18 protein-coding genes are annotated in these 18,724 nt (G+C 68.5%); 5 read left to right on the top strand and 13 right to left on the bottom strand.

The annotated features are described in order from the left end of the window. Positions 1-52 precede the first annotated feature (52 nt). Together ABD154_RS00505 and ABD154_RS00500 are read right to left on the bottom strand one after the other, a co-directional pair. On the bottom strand, positions 53-733 hold the full coding sequence (locus ABD154_RS00505; protein ID WP_198499612.1) for a response regulator transcription factor: 681 nt from the start codon (positions 731-733) through the stop codon (positions 53-55). Continuing rightward, positions 730-2,172 (bottom strand): sensor histidine kinase, encoded by a 1,443-nt coding sequence (locus tag ABD154_RS00500; protein WP_376911715.1) that lies wholly within the window; start codon positions 2,170-2,172, stop codon positions 730-732. Before ABD154_RS00500 ends, ABD154_RS00505 begins: the two co-directional genes overlap by 4 nt. Positions 2,173-2,410: 238 nt before the next feature. Here ABD154_RS00500 and phoU point away from each other — a divergent pair, with 238 nt between their 5' ends. Next, entirely contained in the window at positions 2,411-3,073 is a 663-nt protein-coding gene (phoU, locus tag ABD154_RS00495; RefSeq protein ID WP_211978784.1) for a phosphate signaling complex protein PhoU, read from the top strand. Positions 3,074-3,160: 87 nt separating this feature from the next. Here phoU and ABD154_RS00490 read toward each other — a convergent pair whose 3' ends face one another. Further along, entirely contained in the window at positions 3,161-4,120 is a 960-nt protein-coding gene (locus tag ABD154_RS00490; protein ID WP_198499614.1) for an EamA family transporter, read from the bottom strand. A gap of 71 nt (positions 4,121-4,191) precedes the next feature. Between ABD154_RS00490 and ABD154_RS00485 the strand changes: the two genes are divergently transcribed. After that, complete coding sequence (locus ABD154_RS00485; RefSeq protein WP_344249337.1) at positions 4,192-5,103, top strand: LysR family transcriptional regulator; 912 nt, start codon at positions 4,192-4,194, stop codon at positions 5,101-5,103. A 70-nt stretch (positions 5,104-5,173) separates the two neighbouring features. Here the strand turns inward: ABD154_RS00485 and ABD154_RS00480 are convergent, their stop codons facing one another. Further along, positions 5,174-5,917: a phosphoglyceromutase gene (locus tag ABD154_RS00480; RefSeq protein WP_198499616.1), complete on the bottom strand. Its 744-nt coding sequence runs from the start codon at positions 5,915-5,917 to the stop codon at positions 5,174-5,176. A 96-nt stretch (positions 5,918-6,013) separates the two neighbouring features. Between ABD154_RS00480 and ABD154_RS00475 the strand changes: the two genes are divergently transcribed. Continuing rightward, positions 6,014-7,033 carry a bile acid:sodium symporter family protein gene (locus ABD154_RS00475; RefSeq protein ID WP_198499617.1) on the top strand — a complete coding sequence of 340 codons (1,020 nt, stop codon included), beginning with the start codon at positions 6,014-6,016 and terminating at the stop codon, positions 7,031-7,033. 4 nt (positions 7,034-7,037) lie between these two features. On the opposite strand, the gene ABD154_RS00470 is transcribed toward ABD154_RS00475, so the two are convergent. The 7 genes from ABD154_RS00470 to ABD154_RS00440 are packed head-to-tail and all read right to left on the bottom strand — an operon-like array spanning position 7,038 to position 12,034. Further along, positions 7,038-7,424 carry an iron chaperone gene (locus ABD154_RS00470; RefSeq protein WP_198499618.1) on the bottom strand — a complete coding sequence of 129 codons (387 nt, stop codon included), beginning with the start codon at positions 7,422-7,424 and terminating at the stop codon, positions 7,038-7,040. Then, on the bottom strand, positions 7,421-8,155 hold the full coding sequence (locus ABD154_RS00465; protein WP_198499619.1) for a YbjN domain-containing protein: 735 nt from the start codon (positions 8,153-8,155) through the stop codon (positions 7,421-7,423). The genes ABD154_RS00470 and ABD154_RS00465 overlap by 4 nt, the downstream gene beginning before the upstream one ends. Continuing rightward, complete coding sequence (locus ABD154_RS00460) at positions 8,155-9,540, bottom strand: glycosyltransferase (RefSeq protein ID WP_232623697.1); 1,386 nt, start codon at positions 9,538-9,540, stop codon at positions 8,155-8,157. The genes ABD154_RS00465 and ABD154_RS00460 overlap by 1 nt, the downstream gene beginning before the upstream one ends. Before the next feature lie 10 nt (positions 9,541-9,550). Continuing rightward, positions 9,551-10,375, bottom strand: a complete 825-nt coding sequence (locus ABD154_RS00455; RefSeq protein ID WP_198499620.1) for an alpha/beta fold hydrolase — start codon at positions 10,373-10,375, stop codon at positions 9,551-9,553. 7 nt (positions 10,376-10,382) lie between these two features. Continuing rightward, positions 10,383-10,694, bottom strand: coding sequence for a DUF2516 family protein (locus ABD154_RS00450; RefSeq protein ID WP_137825690.1), 312 nt, complete (start codon positions 10,692-10,694; stop codon positions 10,383-10,385). Positions 10,695-10,739: 45 nt separating this feature from the next. Beyond that, positions 10,740-11,285, bottom strand: a complete 546-nt coding sequence (locus tag ABD154_RS00445; RefSeq protein ID WP_198499621.1) for an AzlD domain-containing protein — start codon at positions 11,283-11,285, stop codon at positions 10,740-10,742. Next, the gene (locus tag ABD154_RS00440; protein ID WP_198499622.1) at positions 11,282-12,034 is read right to left on the bottom strand and encodes an AzlC family ABC transporter permease; all 753 of its coding nucleotides are present in this window, start codon (positions 12,032-12,034) and stop codon (positions 11,282-11,284) included. The genes ABD154_RS00445 and ABD154_RS00440 overlap by 4 nt, the downstream gene beginning before the upstream one ends. 83 nt (positions 12,035-12,117) lie before the next feature. Here ABD154_RS00440 and ABD154_RS00435 point away from each other — a divergent pair, with 83 nt between their 5' ends. Then, positions 12,118-12,813 carry a helix-turn-helix domain-containing protein gene (locus ABD154_RS00435; protein WP_232623698.1) on the top strand — a complete coding sequence of 232 codons (696 nt, stop codon included), beginning with the start codon at positions 12,118-12,120 and terminating at the stop codon, positions 12,811-12,813. 77 nt (positions 12,814-12,890) lie between these two features. Here ABD154_RS00435 and ABD154_RS00430 read toward each other — a convergent pair whose 3' ends face one another. Then, the gene (locus ABD154_RS00430) at positions 12,891-14,033 is read right to left on the bottom strand and encodes an FUSC family protein (RefSeq protein ID WP_198499623.1); all 1,143 of its coding nucleotides are present in this window, start codon (positions 14,031-14,033) and stop codon (positions 12,891-12,893) included. Positions 14,034-14,118: 85 nt separating this feature from the next. Here ABD154_RS00430 and pepN point away from each other — a divergent pair, with 85 nt between their 5' ends. Further along, complete coding sequence (pepN, locus tag ABD154_RS00425; protein ID WP_344249327.1) at positions 14,119-17,175, top strand: aminopeptidase N; 3,057 nt, start codon at positions 14,119-14,121, stop codon at positions 17,173-17,175. Positions 17,176-17,456: 281 nt separating this feature from the next. Here the strand turns inward: pepN and ABD154_RS00420 are convergent, their stop codons facing one another. Continuing rightward, positions 17,457-18,539, bottom strand: a complete 1,083-nt coding sequence (locus tag ABD154_RS00420) for a C40 family peptidase (RefSeq protein ID WP_344249326.1) — start codon at positions 18,537-18,539, stop codon at positions 17,457-17,459. Positions 18,540-18,724 lie beyond the last annotated feature (185 nt).

Raw genomic sequence — 18,724 nt, 5'->3', positions numbered from 1 at the left:
ACCTGTATGGGTCTGTATCTGTATGGGTCTGGTCTGTGCTCTTCTGGGCCCGTTATGCCTCGAACTTGTACCCGAGGCCGCGGACGGTGGTGAGGAGCTGCGGCTCGGACGGGTTCTGCTCGACCTTCGCGCGCAGGCGCTTGACGTGGACGTCGAGGGTCTTCGTGTCCCCGACGTAGTCCTCGCCCCAGATCCGGTCGATGAGCTGACCGCGGGTCATCACGCGCCCGGAGTTGCGGACGAGGATCTCGAGGAGCTCGAACTCCTTGAGCGGCATCGACAGCTCCTCCCCGCGGACGGAGACGACGTGGCGCTCGACATCGATCCGGACCCCGCCGGCCTCGAGGATCGAATCGTCGAAGCTCTCTGCTTCGACGTTGCGTCGCAGCACCGCGCGGACGCGGGCGAGGAGCTCACGCGAGGAGTACGGCTTCGTCACGTAGTCATCGGCGCCGAGTTCGAGCCCCACGACCTTGTCGATCTCCGAGTCCTTGGCCGTGAGCATGATGATCGGCACGTTCGACTTCGCCCGCAGCTCGCGGCACACTTCGGTGCCCGAGGCACCGGGCAGCATGAGGTCGAGGAGGACGAGATCAGCGCCGTTCCGGTCGAACTCCGCGAGGGCCTTGAGGCCGTCATCGGCAACGGTCACCTCGTACCCCTCCTTGCCGAGCAGGTACGACAGCGGATCCGAGAACGAATCCTCGTCCTCAACAAGCAGAATTCGAGTCACGTCGTGAGCTTCCTTTGTTCGCTTCCAGTGGGCAAAACCTGGGCGGTCCCATTCTCCTCCGGGCCCTCACCGTTGTCACCGTCGCCCGCCGAGGCGGTCCCCGGGTCCCCATCGACCCTATCGTCGCCGGGCTGTCCGTCGGCGGCCCGTTCTTCAGCGGACTGTTCGTCACCGGTCCGTTCGTCAGCAGGCTGTTCGTCGGCGTTCTGCTCGCTTCCGGCTCGCGCCGAGTCGCCCTCGGCCCGCACCGCGTCGCCCCCGGCCTGCGCCGAATGCTCGAGCAGCACCCCTTCAGGCGCCGTCGAGGTCGCCTCGGCGACGGTCTGCGTACCGGCCAACGGCAGGACGATCGTGAACGTCGACCCCTTGCCGAGCTGGCTCCACACCCTGACCTCACCGCCGTGGGTGGCGACGATGTGCTTGACGATGCTCAGCCCGAGGCCCGTGCCGCCGGTGATCCGCGAACGGGCGGGATCGACGCGGTAGAAGCGCTCGAAGACCCTCTCCGTGTCCTGCCGGGACAGTCCGATGCCCTGGTCGGTGACGGAGATCTCGACGCGTTCGTCGACGAGTTCGACGCCGACGCCCACGCGGGTGCCGTCAGGTGAGTAGTTGATCGCGTTGTCGATGAGGTTCCGGACCGCGTTGACGAGGAGCTCGTAGTTGCCCTCGACGAGGAGGCTCGAGGGCGGGGCGATCTCGATGTGGATCCGCTTCGCCTCGGCGCGGGTGTGCGCGCGGTCGGCGGCGTCGTCGATGACCTCGGCGGCCGAGATCTTCTCCGTCGTCGACGGGGCGGCATGGTCCTGGACGCGGGAGAGGTCGATGATCTCCTGGACGAGCTGGGTGAGGCGCTTCGATTCGCGCTGCATGCGCCCGCCGAAGCGCTCGACCGCCGCCGGATCGTCGGAGAAGTCGGTGACCGCCTCGGCGAGGAGGGCCATCGCCCCGATCGGGGTCTTGAGCTCGTGGGAGACGTTGGCGACGAAGTCCCGGCGGACGGCATCGACGCGCTTCGACTCGGTCTGGTCGTCGCAGAGGACGAGGATGAACGCGGTGCCCAGGGGCGCGATCCGCGCGTGGAGGTAGCGCAGGACGGCGTCGGAGGCCTCCCGCTTCTGTTCGAGGTCGATCTCTTCGATGAGCCCCCGCGCACGCACCCGCTCGACGACCTCGAGCATCTCCGGCGACGTCAGGGAATGCCCTCTGACCAGGCCGAACGTATAGGCGGCCGGGGAGGCTTTGACGACGTCGTCGCCGGCGTCGAGGACGATCGCCGCCGACTGGAGGACGGCGAGCACCTCGGCGATGCCCTCGGGCAGATCGTCTTCGGAATGCAGGTCGGCAGCATCGCGGGAGCGTTCGCTGAAACGGAACGCCAAAATGCCCGCTATGCCGAGTCCCAGGCCGACGATGCCGGTCAGGACCGCTACAATCAAGAGATCCACGTGAACAAGCTTAGGCGCAGTCTGCTTGCCGGTCGCACCGGATTCACCCGCTGACAGGGCTTTTGGCGAGGAATTCACCGAACCGCCAGTTGCCGTTCACGCGGCGATGGAAAGCTGAAGTCAGTGTGCCTGCAGGGACAAGCCGCACTGTCGAGCAGTCCGAGCACGGCCGATCCCGAGATCTGCGCCACGCACTCTCACCTCGCACGAGACAAAGGAAGCATCCTCAATGCGCGAAGTCTTCAGGAATGAGCTCGATGAGCTGGCCACCCAGCTCGTCGACATGTCCACCAAGGTCCTCGACTCGATCCGCCTGGCGAATCAGGCCCTGCGGAGCAACGACCTCGAGCTCGCCGAACGCGTCATCGAAGCCGACGCGAAGATCGATGCCATGCAGCACACCCTCGACCAGCAGGCCGCCGAGATCCTCGCCCTCCAGGGACCCGTCGCCTCCGATCTGCGTGCCGTCATCGGCGCGCTGCGGATGAGCGCCTCGCTCGAGCGCATGGGCGACCTCGCGCGTCACATCGCCCAGCAGGTGCGCATCCGCTACCCCGAATCCGCGATCCCCAAGCACTTCGAGCCGACGTTCCTGCGGATGGGCGATTCGGCGGAGAAGATCGCCGAGGCGACCGAGAACCTCCTCAACAACCCCGGCCTGTCGATGGTCCCGACGATCAACGCGATCGACGAGGAGCTCGACGAGCTCCACCTCTCCGTGTTCGCGCAGCTCGCCGACGCCCCCGCCGAGGATCTCGCCCCGCGCCACATCGCCGACGTCACGCTGCTCTCGCGCTACTACGAGCGCTTCGGCGACCACGCCGTGTCGGTCTCGCAGAAGGTCGAGTACCTGCTCACCGGCAACTGGGAGCCCTACCTGTCCCGGAAGTGAGCGCTCTGCCGGACAGATGACGACGACGATCGCCGAGGTGGTTTTTTTTCTTTTCCGTGTCTGCTCGATACATCCCTGCTCGGCACATCAGGGTCCCCCGCTCACCCCCGCGACGGCGTCCGCGGGCGTCTCACGGGCGACGACGTCACGTCGACGCCGGCGGGGCACGCCCCTGATCCCCCGGGCGATCGTCCGGTGCACCCCCGTCGTCACCGCGACACCGAGGATGAGGAGGGCCCCGCCGATGAGTTCGGGCACGGTCGGCCGGTCGCCGAGGACGAGCCACGCCGCCCCGACCCCGACGGGCGGGACGAGGAGCGTGAACGGGGCGACCTGCGAGGCGGGGAAGCGGGCGAGCAGAGAGTTCCAGATGACGTACCCGATGAGCGAGGCGACGCCGGCGGTGTAGACGACCGAGGCGAGGACACCCCACGTCGGGTGCGCGAGTGAGCGGACCACCTCGGCGGGGCCGTCGATGAGCAGGGAGAGCCCGAGCATCGGCAGCGGCACGACGAGACCCGACCACACGGTCATCTGCAGACCGCTGATGCCCGGCTTCACCCCACGGGCGATGACGTTGCCGATCGCCCAGGACAGTGCCGCACCGAGGCAGACGACGAAGGCCACGACGGGGATCGACGCCTGGAGGCTCAGGCCGATGACGGCGAGGCCGGCGACCCCGATGAGGATGCCGATGATCTGGCGGCGGTTGGGGATCTCCCGCAGCGCGAGCGCGGCGACGAGGACGGTGAAGGCGGCCTGGATCTGGAGGATGATCGAGGACAGTCCGACCGGGAGGCCGAGGAAGAGCGAGGTGTAGAGGAGCCCGAACTGCCCGGCGGACATGAAGACGCCGATGAGGAGGATGCGCCCGAAGCTGCCGCGCGGGAAGCGCACGAAGAGGATCGCGGGGATGACGACGACGGTGAACCGCGCCGCGACGAGGAGCAGGGGCGGCCAGTCCCGGAGTCCGAAGTCGATGAAGATGAAGTTGACGCCCCAGAGGACGACGACGAGGAGGGCGAGGAGGTAATGGACGGGGCGCATGACTTCAGGATCTCAGCGCTCAGCTATAAAATCCATTGAAAGTCACTCCGGTCATTCATTACGATATTTTGATGATCGATATCGTCGCCCTGCGCACCCTCGTCGCCCTCGACGGGCTCGGGTCCGTCACCGCCACGGCCGACTCCCTCGGCTACACACCGGCCGCGGTCAGCCACCAGCTGCAGAAGCTCTCCCGCTACCTCGGCGCCCCGGTCACCGAGCGCACGGGACGCGGCATCTCGCTCACGCCCATGGGGCGCGAGCTCAGCAGCCGCGGGGCGCAGATCCTCCACGACCTCGAGGGCATCGAGTCCGAGGCCCGGGCCCGCTCGGGTGACCCGCGCGGCCGGATCACCGTCGGCGGGTTCTCCACCGGCATCCGCGGCCTGCTCGTCCCCGCTCTGCCCCGGCTCGCCGAGGCCGCGCCCGAACTCACGGTGACGAATGTCGAATCCGACCCCGACGAGCTCATCGAGATGGTCTCGGCGGGGCGGATCGACGCGGCCCTGATCTTCGACTGGAACAGCTCCGCCCTCCGCCTGCCCTCGACCCTGACCTCAGAGATCATCGCCGTCGACCGCGCCGACATCGTCATGCCGCGTGACCATCATCTGGCCTCGCGCGCCGAGGTGACGCGTGCCGATCTCGTCGGTGAGGTCTTCGTCTCCGCCCCGCGCGGGGCGGTGTGCCATCGCTGGCTCGTCGCGCTCTTCGAGGATCTCGGCAGCGAGCCGCGGGTCGAGTACTGGGCCGTCGAGTACGACACCCAGGTCGAGTTCAGCCGGTCGGTCGGCGCGCTCGCGCTCGTTCCCCGGCTCGGTCGCCCGCACCTGCCCTCCGATGTCACAGCGGTGCCGCTCGACGACCCTTCGATCGCCCGGTCGATCCACACCGTGTGGCGGCGGTCGATGACGAACTCCCCGGCGATCGCCGTCCTGCGCAGGCAGGTGCAGGCGATCGCCGGGGAGTTCGCGGAACGCTGAGGCTCCGGCTCAGCCGGGCTCGGGGTCAGGTCGGCCGGGCTCCCAGCTCAGGCTCGGATCGGCTTCCGGCTCAGCGGCCCTGGTTCGCGACCTTGCCGATCGCTTCCTCGGCCGCGGCGGGATCGAGGTAGGTGCCGCCCGGGGTGACCGGCGTGAAGTCGTCGGTGAGCTCGTAGTGGAGCGGGATGCCGGTGGGGATGTTGAGTCCCGTGATGTCCGCGTCGGAGATGCCGTCGAGGTGCTTGACGAGGGCCCGCAGCGAGTTGCCGTGGGCGACGACGAGGACGGTGCGGTTCTCGGAGAGCTCGGGGACGAGGACGTCGTACCAGTACGGCAGGAGACGGTCGATGACGTCGGCGAGGCATTCGGTGCGCGGCACCGAGTCGCCGAGGTTGGCGTAGCGCGGGTCGCCGACCTGCGAGAACTCAGAGGCGTCGGAGAGCGCCGGCGGCGGGGTGTCGAAGGAGCGACGCCAGGTCATGAACTGCTCGTCGCCGAACTCCTCGCGGATCTCCTTCTTGTCCTTGCCCTGCAGCGCACCGTAGTGGCGTTCGTTGAGCCGCCAGCTGCGATGGGTGTCGAGCCACGAGAGGTCGGCGGACTCGAGGGCGAGGTTCGCGGTGAGGATGGCCCGCTTGAGGCGGGAGGTGTGGACGACGTCGGGGATGAGATCGGCTTCGCGCAGGAGCTCTCCGGCGCGCTTGCCCTCGGCCCGGCCCTTGTCCGTGAGGGTGACATCGACCCAACCGGTGAACAGGTTCTTCTGGTTCCATTCGCTCTCGCCGTGGCGCAGCAGGATGAGGTTATGCGTCATGGCCCCTATTTTCGCACGGGCGGCGACCCCCACTCGACGGTTCCATGATGTGGTAGTTCGTCTTGCCTGACGGGACGACGGGGCTAGTATTCGGCTATGTCCGATTCAGCACAGCACCCGAGTCCCGCCGCGGCGCAGACGGCCCGAACCGACCGCAGTTCGATCATCGCCGTCACCGCCCTGCCTGTCCTCGTCATCCTCGCCGGCGTCCTCGGCTTCCTCAGTCCGGACACGTTCACCCCGCTCGCGCCGACGATCACGTGGAGCCTCGGCGTCGTCATGTTCTTCATGGGGCTGACGCTGACGCTGCCCGACTTCGCGCGGATCGCGAAGCGTCCGTGGATCGCCCTCCTCGGGGTCGTCACGCAGTACGTCGCGATGCCGCTGCTCGGACTCCTCGTCGTCACCGTCTACGATCTGCCGCCGGAGATCGCCGTCGGCGTCATCCTCGTCGGCTGCGCGCCGGGCGGCACGGCTTCGAACGTCGTGACGTATCTGGCGAAGGGCGATGTCGCGCTGTCGGTGTCGGTGACGACGCTGTCGACGCTCATCGCTCCCGTCCTCACCCCGCTGCTCACCCTCTGGCTCGCAGGATCGTACATGGACGTGCCGTTCTGGTCGATGTTCGTCTCGATCTGCCAGACGGTGCTCGTGCCGGTCATCGTCGGTGTGCTCGTCCGCCTCGTCGCCTCCCGGTTCGTCGACCGGATCGCCCCGGCGCTGCCATGGCTCGCCTCGGTGGCGATCGCCTACATCGTCGCCATCGTCGTCGCCGGTTCGGCCGGGTCGATCGCCACGGCGGGCATCCTCGTGCTGCTCGCGGTCATCACGCACAATGTGCTCGGGCTCGCTGTGGGCTACGGCGTGGCCGCCGCGTGCCGTCTCGACACGCCGACCCGCCGGGCGCTCTCGTTCGAGGTCGGTCTGCAGAACTCCGGGCTCGCCTCGACGCTCGCGACGACGTACTTCTCTCCGCTCGCGGCGCTGCCGGGTGCCGTCTTCAGCGTGTGGCACAACGTCTCCGGTGCCGTTCTCGCCTCGATCTTCGCACGTCTGCCCTACGGCAAGCCCCCGTCGGATGCGTCACACACCGCGCCCACGCGGCAGGACGCGTGAGGGCTCACATCCACTTGACGCCGTCGACCTCGAATTCGCGGATGCGATGGGCGATCATCTCGGCGAGGAGGTCAGCGGGGATCTCCTCGTCATAGGGCAGCTTGATCGAGCCCTTGCCCGTGTCGAAGCCGGAAAGCCGATCCGCGAAGGCCTCCTTCGTGCTCGGAGTGAAGACGAAATTCGCATGGTGCGTGTACCCGGCGAAGACGAAGAGGATCGAGTCGAGGAAGTACGCGGGGTTGCCCCATTTGATGCCCTCGCCGGCGGTCGGGGCGTGCTCCCGGCTGAGATCGCGCAGCTGCGTGAGAAAGTCGCGCTGGGACTCCGAGTCGAAGGTCGCGATGTATTCGTCGACGGTGCCCGGCTTGCTGAGATCGACGCGTTTGATCATCGCCGCTCCCCGTCGTCAGTTTCGCCGTCGTCTGGCGCGGTCGCGTCCGAGGGCTCAGCCGCCTCGGTGCGCTCAGCGGCCTCAGACTGCCCGGAACCGAGGGTCCCCGCCTGCTCGGATCCGAGCGTCCCCGCCTGCTCCGATCCGGGCGACTCCGGGCGCTCCGGCCCGATCGTGCCGAGGAACTCATTGTCGGGACCGGCGAGCACATGCTCGAACGCGGCGAGGTTCCGGGTCGACTCCCCGCGGCTGACCCGCCACGCCCACTCCTTCTTCATCCCCGTGAGGAACCCGATGAGGAGAAGTTCGTTGAACGATTCGTCGGCGACGGTGAGGAACTCCCCCAGCAGTCCGTCGAGGTCATCGAGCAGCCGAAGAGCGGGAACCGTGGCTCTGAGGTAGACGTCGCCGAGGTGGTCGACCCCGAACGCGGTCGCCGCGAGTTTCATGTTCTTCCGCAGCAGCCAGCGGTTGAACTCCGCGGCGTTCTCATCCGGGTGGCGGATGACGAACGCGGCGAGCTCGGCGGTCCTGGCCGAGATGACGATCGAGACCGTCGTCTTGAGCTTCCGCTCGCCGGGCAGCACGACCGCGATCGACGAGTCGTCGACGCTGTCGACCTCAACCTCGTTCGCTGACGCCCACTCGGTGATGCCGGACATGATCGCACTCGTCGGCGTCTCGCTCGTCGCCGCCGGGGTCCCCGGGTGTGCGGACTCGGGCCCTGTCATCAGCGCGATCCCCCGCACAGGCCGGGAGCGGCGAGGTCCCGCGAGGCCGGTTCGGCCGCCTCGGCGAGGGCGTCGAGCACCGTCGCCACCGTCGTGTGCCAGTCGAACCGCTGCGAACGGGCCACCGCGTGCTCGCCGAGTTCGGCGCGCAGCTGCGCGTCGCCGAGCAGCCGCTCGAGGGTGAGCGCCCAATGGCGCGGATTGTGGTCGGCGATGAGGAGACCGGAGAAGCCGTTCTCGACGACCTCCGGCAGACCGCCCACCGCCGAGGCGATCGCGGGCAGTCCCGAGGCCGCGGCCTCGGCTGCAACGAGCCCGAAGGATTCGCTGCGGGACGGGACGAGGAGGACATCGGCGGCACGGTAGTAGGTGACGAGATCGGCCGCCGGCACCGGCTGCCTGACCTCGATGCGCGGGTCGACGGCGACCGCCGCCGAGAGCGCGGCGTGGAAGTCCGCGGTGTGGAGATCAGAGGTTCGGGGATCCGCGGTCCGAAGGCCCGTCGTCCGGCGTTCGGGTGCCGCGGCCTCAGCGCCGAGGTGGTCGGAGGAATCGGCCGGTTCGGTCCACCCCGAGGCGGCGCCGAGGAGGATCCCGCGGGTGGACGCCGCCAGCGCGGGGTTGTTCTCCTGCAGGCAGGCGAGGGCATCGACGACGACGTCGGTGCCCTTGATGAACTGCATCCGCCCGACGTAGAGGACGAGATGCTCGTCGGCGGCGATGCCGAGCTCCCGCCGCGCCGCAGCCCGGGACCCGGGTGAGAAGAGATCATGGTCGACGCCCGGGCGGGCGACGATGACGGAGTCCGGAGCCGCGCCGAGCTCCCCGATGAGGTCGCGGCGTTCGGCCGGGGTGTTGGCGACGAGGAGGTCGACGCGGTGGGCGATGCGCTCCTCGGCCCGCAGGCGTCGGGGCGATTCGTCCTCGGTCTCCGAGTCCCGGTTCTTCACGGCGCCGATCGTGTGCATGCTCGCGATGAGCTGCGGGCGGGTCCGGGTGGCATCGTTGCCCGTGACGAGCGCCTGTGCCCGCAGGGCCGCCTCGGCGGAGATCCAGTAGTGCGCCCACACGAGGTCAGCGGCGGCGTACGCGGGATGCGCGGCGAGCATGCGGGCGAGGTCGTCGATCCGACCGGCGAGCGCTTCCTTCGTCGTGGCGTCCGTGCGCAGGAAGTGGAGGCGGATGTTCTCGGACAGCGTCACGGTCTCGGCGTCGGCCTGTTCGGTTCCGTTCCCGTTCGGGTCGGCGGTGAAGACGTCGACCACGTGCCCCATGGCGGCAAGTGCCCTGACCGTATGGTCGACGTAGACGTTCATCCCGCCCGCGTCGCCCTGCCCAGGCTGCGCCGCGGGTGAGGTGTGGAGGGAGAGGACGGAGATGTGCACGGTCGCCAGTCTAGCCAAAGAACTCGCTGAGGATTCGGCGGACCTCATGGCGGCCGCGCCACAGGATCGATCCGGCGGGCAGGACCTCGAGGCGTGAACCGGGGACGGCGGCGGCGATCTCCTCGGCGATGAAGACGGGGTGAGCGGGGTCGTCCTCATGGGTGAGGACGAGCACCTCGCCCGCGAACTCGCGCAGCCGGGTGAGTCCGGCATCGAACTCGGCGGGGTCGCCGACGCCGGCGGCGGCGATCTCGAGGGCGAGACCGAGCCCGTCGGACATGTCGGTGTGGACGAGGTTCTCCGCCTTCGCCCGCGTCCACGCGCGGGCCGGGACGAGGTCGGCCACCTCGGCGGGTTCGCGGGTGAGCATGAGCTCGGTGATGCCGTCGACGTCACCGGCGGCGACGAGATCGCGCAGGGACTCGAGGTACGCGGTGTGGGCGTGAGCCACCTCGGCGGGGAAGCCGGCGAACGATGCGGGCAGGACGAGCGCGACCTTCTCCAGCCCGGCGACGGCCGGGTGCCCGGTGCTCAGCAGCCGGAGGAGACCTCCGGCGGACATCGAGACGCCGAGGGCGCGCGTCGCGGAGGTCGCGGTGAGAGCGTCGGCGAGCGCCTCGGCGATGAGGGCGTAGTCCCACCCGGGCCCGGGCGAGGGTCGGCCGCCGTGGCCGAAGAGGTGGAGGAAGTGCTTCGTTCCCGTGATGCCGGTGCCGAACGGGCGGGTGTCGCGGATCGCGCCGGCGAATCCGTGGCTGAAGAGGGTGTGAGGCTCGCCGGTGCCGAACGTCGAGATGTACCCGGTCTCGGGACCGGGGAGGTTGGCGTCGCTCATGCGCGGGTCAGGCGTTCCGGTTCCGCGGGTCGACGGCCTTGATCTTCGGGCGCACGTCGGTGAGGTAGACGATCGCGCCGACGAGGGCGAGGAGGTTGAGGAAGATGATGCTCTGGCCCAGCGGCGGCAGGGCGATGAGGGCGAGCGCGAGGCCGACCCCGAGGAGGATCACCCAGAACTTCTTGCTCTGCTTGTCCACGGCCCGGTAATTCTCATCCTTGTACCGGAGCGCATCGACGAACGCCCACAGCTGGACGCCGAACGCAGCGACCGTGAGGGCGAGAAAGACGAGGCGCTGAAAGTCAGCAATGAGTTCCATGCCCACCAGGGTAGCAACCGCCGGTGGCGACGGCATCGGGGCAACTCACAGGATGCCCGAGACCCGCAGACCCGCGCACACGCCCATGGCGAGGACGACGCAGACGAGCATCGGCACCCGCAGGATCGCGGCGAGCACACCGACGCCGACGCCGATGAGACGCGCCGGATCGGCGAGCTCGCGACCGTCGAAGATCGCCGTCGTCGCGAAGACGGCGCCGATGAGGACGACGGTGGCCCGGTCCATCCACTTCGTCACCCGGGAGGTCGGTGCGTCGGGGACGACGTCCGCGCCGGTGGCGTCCGGGGCGTTCGCCGAGGCGGGTGTGCCCGGGGTGGTCGTGCTTGTGTTCGCCGAGGCAGTTGTGCCCTGGGTGGATGTGTTCGGGGTGGTTGTGTTGTTCGCCGAGGTGGTCGTGCCCGTCGTGGCTGCGCTCGCCGAGGCGGGGGCGTGGTCGGTGCCGACGGCGACGAGGGCGCGGCGCTTGCCGCGGGTGGCCAGGGCCGCCCCGACCTTGACCCCGGCGAAGCGCATGACGTACGTGCCGATGGCAAGCGCGGCGAGCGCGATGAGGAAGGTCGTCGCGGTCATCGGGTGGCCTCGCTCTCGGGTGCGGTCGTGGTCGGGGCGCCAGGCATCTTCCGCGAGCGGACTGCGCGGCGGACCAGCCAGCCGAGGGCGAGAACGGCGAACACCGACAGGGAGGTCACCGCGCCGAGGCCGAGCGGCAGGATCGGCGTGAGCAGCACGGCGACGAGGATGCCCGCCAAGGTCAGGCAGAGCGTCTTCCGGTTCTTCAGGTCGCCGCGGATGAGGCAGAAGAGGATGATCGGGAACGCGGCGTCGAGCCCGAGCATGTCCGCGTCGATGACGGTCCCGAGCCATTGGCCGACGACGGCACCGGAGGGCCACATCAGCGCGATCGCCGCCCCCATGAGGAGGAAGGCGTGCCAGCGCTGGCGGTCGCCGACACCGGTCCGGGCGACCGCGGTCGATTCGTCATTGATCCAGTGGGCGGCGATGAGCGCCCGCCAGTCCTGCGGGAAGAAGGGACCGACGGCCATGCCGAACGCGAAGTTCCGCGAGTTGACGAGGAGACCGGCGAGCACGGCGAGCACCGGGGCACCGCCCGCGGCGATGACGCCGACGAAGGTGAATTCGGCAGCCCCGCCGAGTGCGAAGGCCGCGAGCAGCAGCGTCTGCCACCACGCGAATCCTGCGGTCGCCGAGATCGCGCCGTAGGACAGGGCGACGGCGACGATCGTCACCGTGATGATCGCGACGGCGCGGTAGGTCGACGCCGGAAGCACGCGATCGATCGTACGGAATGGTGAACTCATGTTCACCATAGTGCACACTCGCCAGTTCGTTCGTCAACCCGAACGAGGAACCGCTCTGGTGAACACCACGGTAGGATGGTGGCATGAGTGCAGCTTCGAACGATTCGTCTCTCACCGACCACGCCGGCGACGTCGGTCGCGCCGACGTCGACCGTACCGACGAGGTCGCCGACTCTGCTGCCGATGGTTCGTCCCCCGGCGACTCCTCCCCCGGTGAGGTCGTCCCGGAGGACTCGCGGACGCCGCGGGCCCAGGTCGCTGCGGCGGTGAAGCGCGAACGCCAGCGCGCCGGTCTCTCCCTCTCGGAGGTCGCGCGCCGCGCCGGCATCGGCAAGTCGACGATGTCCGGCCTCGAAGCGGGCACCGCCAATCCGAGCCTCGAGACGATGTGGGCCCTGGCCGCCGCCCTCGACATCCCGCTCTCCCGACTGCTCGATCCCCCGCAGCACGAGGTCGCCCTCCACCATGTCCGCGACATGCCGAGCCTGCCGTCGACGAGCGCGAACTACGTCGCGACGCTGCTCTCGACATCCCCGCCGACTGCGCGGCGCGACATCTACTTCATCGCGGCCGAACCGGGCGAGTCACGCAACTCCCACCCGCATCCGGCGGGCACGGTCGAGCACGTCATCGTCGGTCGCGGGGCGGCACGGATCGAGGCGCTCGGCCAGTCGTACGAACTCGTCGCCGGCGACTACCTCGTCCATCCCGGCGATCAGCCGCACACGTTCACCGCGCTCGAACCTGGTACGAACTGCATCTTCGTCATCGAGAACTGACGGGCGCTGTCATCGAGAGCCGACGACCGCCTCGGCGAACTCTGACGGGCGCCCCCATCGAGAGCTGACGGGACGCGTCACTCCACGGGCGGACCGTCGGCGTTGTCCTCGGCCAGCGAGGGCAGCCGATCGTGGGCGGCGTCGTTCGTCAGACCGGCCGCCTGGAGGAGATCGGCGGCCACCGGCCGCAGGAGCAGGACGAGGGATTCGTCGTGGATGTCCCAGCTCTTCTCCGCCCGCGGATCGAGTTCGCCTGCGGCCTCGGACAGGGCCACCTCGGCGAGGGAGCGATCGGTGCCCCGCCGCAGCGCGATCTCGAGCTTCTTCGCCCCGTCGGCCAGGGATTCGACGTAGTCGGCGATGATCGGCTTCTTCACTCCGAGCTCGGTGATGCCGACGACCCTGCGCGCGATGACGCGGATCGTGCGCATCGCCCGGTCGGAGTAGGTGTGGGCACGGGAGAGTCGGGTCACCTCGGCGGCATGGCGGCGGCCGCGCGCATTGATCTTCGCAGCTTCCTTCGACACCTGGAGCGACGACCCCCACGAATCGATGATGTCCTGGGTCTCGCGGGCACGGGTGAGCGCCCGCATCGCGAGTTCCGTGTCGGCGTCCCGCAGCGCCCGCGACATCATCGTCAGCACACTGCTCACCTCGTCGAGGAGGTTCGCGGCGAGCGCCCGCGGGACCTTGCGGGCGTCGCGGGGCATGATGAGGGCGAGGATGATCGCGAAGAGCGAGCCGACGAGGGCATCGAGGGTGCGTGGGAACGGCAGGGTCGTCGCGGTCGCGGGAACGACGACGACGTAGACGGACTGGACGGCGATCTGCGTGATGAAGATGCCCCCGGAGTTGAGCACCGTGCCGATGACGAGGCCGATGATGAGTGTGAGGGCGAGCTGCCAGATGCCGGAGCCGTAGATGTTGACGAGCACCTCGCCGACGAGCACCCCGAAGGTCGCGCCGAAGCCGATCTCCAGCGACCGGCGCAGGCGGCGGTCGGCGACGGGGCCGATGCCGACGGCCGCGGCGACGGCGGCGAGGAACGGGTAGGGATGGCCGAGGACGTAGACGCAGAACGCGTACGCGGCGGTCGCGGCGATGGGGATCTGGATGAGCTGTCCGAAGTTCGCGCCGACACGTTTGAATCCCATGCGCAGACGGTGGGCGATGATGTTGAACCCTCGCTTGGCCAGCCCGCTGACCTCGACTTTCGCCATGCTTTCCGACCCCCTCCCGCGCTCGCTGTACTCAGATTACCGGAATTGTGACATGCTAATGTCGGTGCGCCGAGGAGGCTGAAGAATGACGACGAACCTGACCCGAGACGAAGCGCAGAGCCGATCTCATCTGCTCAAGGTCAAGACTTACACCGTCCATCTCGATGTGAGCAATGCCGAGTCCGATGCTGATACGTTCCTCTCCCGCACCGTCGTCGAGTTCAAGGCTCGCGCCGACGCCCAGACCTTCATCGACCTCATCGCCGACTCAGTCTCCCTCGTCCAGATCAATGGGGAGGACCTCTCCCCCGCCGAGGTGTTCGACGGCGCCCGCATCACGTTTCCCGTCCGTGAGGGAAAGAACACGCTGACCGTTGAGGCCAGGGCGCGGTATTCGACCTCGGGTGAGGGTCTGCACCGATTCACCGACGCCGCCGACGGCAAGGTCTACCTCTACTCACAGTTCGAACCGACCGATGCCCGGCGGGTGTTCGCGAACTTCGACCAGCCCGATCTCAAGGCGAAGTTCGTCTTCAGCGTCACCGCCCCCGAGGCATTCCAGGTGCTGTCGAATCAGGCCGAGACGAGCCGTGAGGCCACCAGCGACGATGCCGTGACCCATTATTTCGCGCCGACGCTCAAGCAGTCGAGCTACATCACGTGCATCACCGCAGGCCCCTATGAGGGGGCGACGGACACGTGGACGGACCCGGTGACGAAGGAGACGGTCGACCTCGGCGTGTGGACGCGGGCGTCCCTCGTCGATCATCTCGATGCCTCCGACATCCTCGGGATCACGAAGGCCGGTCTCGACTTCTTCAGCGCCGAGTTCGACTACCCCTACCCGTGGGGCAAGTACGATCAGATCTTCGTTCCCGAGTACAACCTCGGCGCGATGGAGAATCCCGGGCTCGTCACCTTCACGGACGCGATGATCTTCCGCGACAAGGTCACCGATGCGATGTACGAGTCGCGGGCGAACGTCATCCTCCACGAGATGGCGCACATGTGGTTCGGCGATCTCGTGACGATGAAGTGGTGGGACGACCTGTGGCTCAAGGAGTCGTTCGCCGATTACATGGGCGGGCTGGCGCTCGCCGAGGCGACGCGGTTCACCGACGGCTGGGTGACGTTCGCGCTGCGCCGAAAGGCGTGGGCGTATATGCAGGATCTTTACCCGACGACGCATCCGATCGTCGCCGACATCCCCGACGTCGAGGCGGCGAAGCTCAACTTCGACGGCATCACGTACGCCAAGGGCGCCTCGGTGCTCAAGCAGCTCGTCGCGTACGTCGGGCGGGAGGCGTTCTTCGCCGGGTCCCGGCTCTACTTCAAGCGCTTCGCGTTCGGGAACACCGAGTTGGCGGACTTCCTCGAATGCCTCGCCGAGGCGGCTCCCGAGCGTGACATCGCCGGCTGGGCGGACGCGTGGCTGGGGACCTCGGGGGTCTCAGAGCTCTCGCTCGCCCTGACGACGGGCGACGATGCTGGGTCGACCGGCGATGCCGGGTCGGCTGGCGGTGCCGGGTCGGCTGGCGGTGCCGGGTCGGCTGGCGGTGCCGGGTCGTCGCAGGAGGGTGCTTCAGGACGGAGCGCCGCGACGTCGCGGGGCGCCGGGGCCGCGCGCGATGCTGCGCGGGCGAGCATCACAGGAGCGCGGATCTCGCAGTCGGATTCGGCAGAGGGCGCGAAGCTGCTGCGGCCGCACACGCTCGAGATCGCGACCCTTGGCCGGGCCGGACGAGACATCGTGCCGCTCGATTCGGTGGTCTTCGACTTCGATGGGGAGACCGCCGAGGTGGAGCAGCTCATCGGTCGCACGCGCGGTGACATCGCCCTCCTCAACTACGGCGACCACGACTATGCGCGGGTGCGCCTCGACGAGGCGTCGACGGAGACGGCGGTGACCGCGGTGTCGCGGATCAAGGATCCGCTGTCGCGGGCACTCGTGTGGTCGGCTCTCGACAATGCGGTGCGCGACGGGCTGCTGCCGGTGCAGAGGTATCTCACGGCGTATGCGCGCAGCCTCGGCAAGGAGAGCAATCCGGGCATCATGGCCGGTCTGAGTCAGACGGCTCTGCTCTGCCTCGATCAGTGGGTGGCCGAACGCAATTTCGAGACGGCGATCTCCGGGCTCCTCGGGGCGGCACTCGATGCGCTCGCGACGGCGAAGTCGGGGTCGGATGCGCAGCTGCATCTCGCGAATCTCGTCCTCTCGCTGACCGCCCGCACGGCGCGCTGCATCGAGGCCAACCCGTCGATCGCCATGGGTCGCGCGTTCGCCACGCAGGTGCTCTCGGTGCCGGTGGGCGAGGAGATCGACAGCATGAGCCCCGAGGTCGCCGAGGAGGCTTCCCCGGAGACACCGCCCGCGGCTGAGGCAGATACTGCATCCGGTGCGAGTGCTGCGTCCGATGTCAGTGCTGCGTCCGTTGCGAGTGCTGAGTCCGGCACCGATGCTGCGTCCGACGCCAGTGCTGAAGGCTCTCGCGTCGACCGCGCAGCCGCAGCCGGCAAGGGTGCGGACTCCGGGTCGGCCACTGCCTCGCGACGGACCTCTGCACGGGCTGGAGCGACGGGGCCCGCGGAGCATGCGGCCGCCTCGCTGCCGTTCCGGGGGCTCATCAACGATCATGCCCTGCGGTGGAACGCGCTCACCGCTCTCGTCAGCCTGGGGTGGGCGGACCAGACGGACATCGCCCGCGAGACCCACCTCGACCAGAGTTCCTCGGGTCGATTGCGCGCCGAGACCGCGAGTGCGGCTCTGCCTCTGCCGATCGTCAAGATGCGCGCATGGGAGGCGATCCTCGATGCGGCCCAGCTGAGCAACGATGTGCTCTCGGCGATCATCTCCGGATTCGTCGCCCCCTCGGCGCTGCCGATCACCGAGGTCTACGTCGACGAGTACTTCGAGCGGCTGCGCGGGTTCTGGGCGGACAATTCGATCGAGATCGCGCGGCGGCTCGTGCTCGGGCTCTACCCGCGGTGGTCGGATGACGAAGAGGGCGTCGTCGAGCGGACCGACGCGTGGCTCGAGGAGAACGCCGATGCGCCGGCGGCCCTGCGGCGTCTCCTCATCGAGCGCCGCGACGACCTGGCCCGGGCGATCTTCCTCAAGTCCCGCCAGACCTCGCGGCACTGAGCTCACAGTCGGGCGGCCAGACCGGCCCGGCCTGCGGACTCGCCACCACCACCTCGGAAGACTGCCCACCACCTCGGCGGACTCGCGACCAACTCGGCCGTCTGGCCCCCACCTCGGCGAGCTGCCCACCACCTCGGCGGACTCGCGACCAAACCGGCCGCCTGGACCCTCCGCAGCGGACTCGCCACCACCTCGGCGGCGGACAAACGCCCTGTCGAATGCCGGAAGCCGGCCGCAGGACGACTGCGACCGGCTTCAGCGCGGGAACGAACGGATGCGCATCAGATGATGCGGCGGGCTCCGGAGAACTCGTTGCCCTTGTCCCAATCCTTCCAGTCGACGACGTAGACCGTCTTCGAGGCGTTGGGTGAGTGGATCATCTTGCCGTCGCCGATGTACATGCCGACGTGGTGGACGGTGCCCGAGCTCGTCGAGAAGAAGAGCAGGTCGCCGGCTTTGAGGTCCTTCGACGACACTTCCTTGCCGGCCTTCGCCTGGTCGCCGGAGTCGCGCGGGATGTCGATGCCGTGGGCGCGGTAGATGCTGTAGGTGAAGCCTGAGCAGTCGAAGCCGTAGGCGGAGACACCGGCCCACAGGTAGCGGAGGCCGTCGAACTGCTTCGCGGTCTCGACGAGGTCGTCGCCGGAGGGCTTGGCGGGCTTGTCGCCTGCCTCGTAGACGGCGACGTCGTTGACGTCGATCCACGCTGCGCCGCCGCCGGGCAGCGCCACGCGCACGTCTTCGACGTCCTGGGCGATGAGGGGAAGCTCGACGTTGAAGCTCGGGTCGGCTCCCGTGTCCTTCGTGAACTCGATGCCTTCGAGCTCGGCCGTCTTCGCGGTGACGACAGCACGCGGCTGGTCCTTCTTCAGGGAACCGAAGCGGTCGTTCTCGACGAGCTGCTTCGTCGGCAGCCAGCCGGGGTAGCCCTTGTCGTCCTTCGGGGTGGACTGGTCGTTGACGGCGACCTTCGCCCAGTCGCCCTTGATGTCGAGGACGGTGACGGGCGAACCGTAGACGGCCTGGGTCTCGGTCTTGCCGGTCAGACCGCGGCGCACCTCGGTGTCCTTGAGGTTGTCGTTCCATTTGTCGAGGTCGACGGGCTTGCCGAGCGCCGGTTCGTCGACCTTGCGCGGGGAGGACGTGTCCTTCCACAGCGTGGCGACGGTGACGTCGACGTAGGCGGTCTCGCCCTTCTCGATCTTGCCGTCGGTGATGGGTTCGAGTTCCTGTCCGGGCACGACGGAGGCCGCCATGGTGGACGAGGAGTTCGTCGAAGTCAGATTGCTCGAGATGGCAGGAGCGCCGGCACTGAGCACGAGCCCGAGTCCGAGCGCCGCCGAAACAGCGATTCTGGTACGCATTGATTCTCTTTCGGTCTGCGGGAACGACCCGAGGTCGCACCCGCGCGGGGGAAGCCGCCGAATGTTCATTTCTCTGCGTTCCGTCACCCCGCGCACCGACCTGTCTCGGTCGATTCTCAGGGCATCGAAACGATGCACGCAGACGATTCTACTGTCTGACCCGGATATTGTCTCGGGTCAGACGG

This window comes from Brevibacterium sanguinis (assembly GCF_039528855.1).
In the GTDB taxonomy this organism is placed as follows: Bacteria; Actinomycetota; Actinomycetes; order Actinomycetales; family Brevibacteriaceae; genus Brevibacterium; species Brevibacterium sanguinis.
This window is presented reverse-complemented; position numbering and strand designations above follow the sequence as displayed.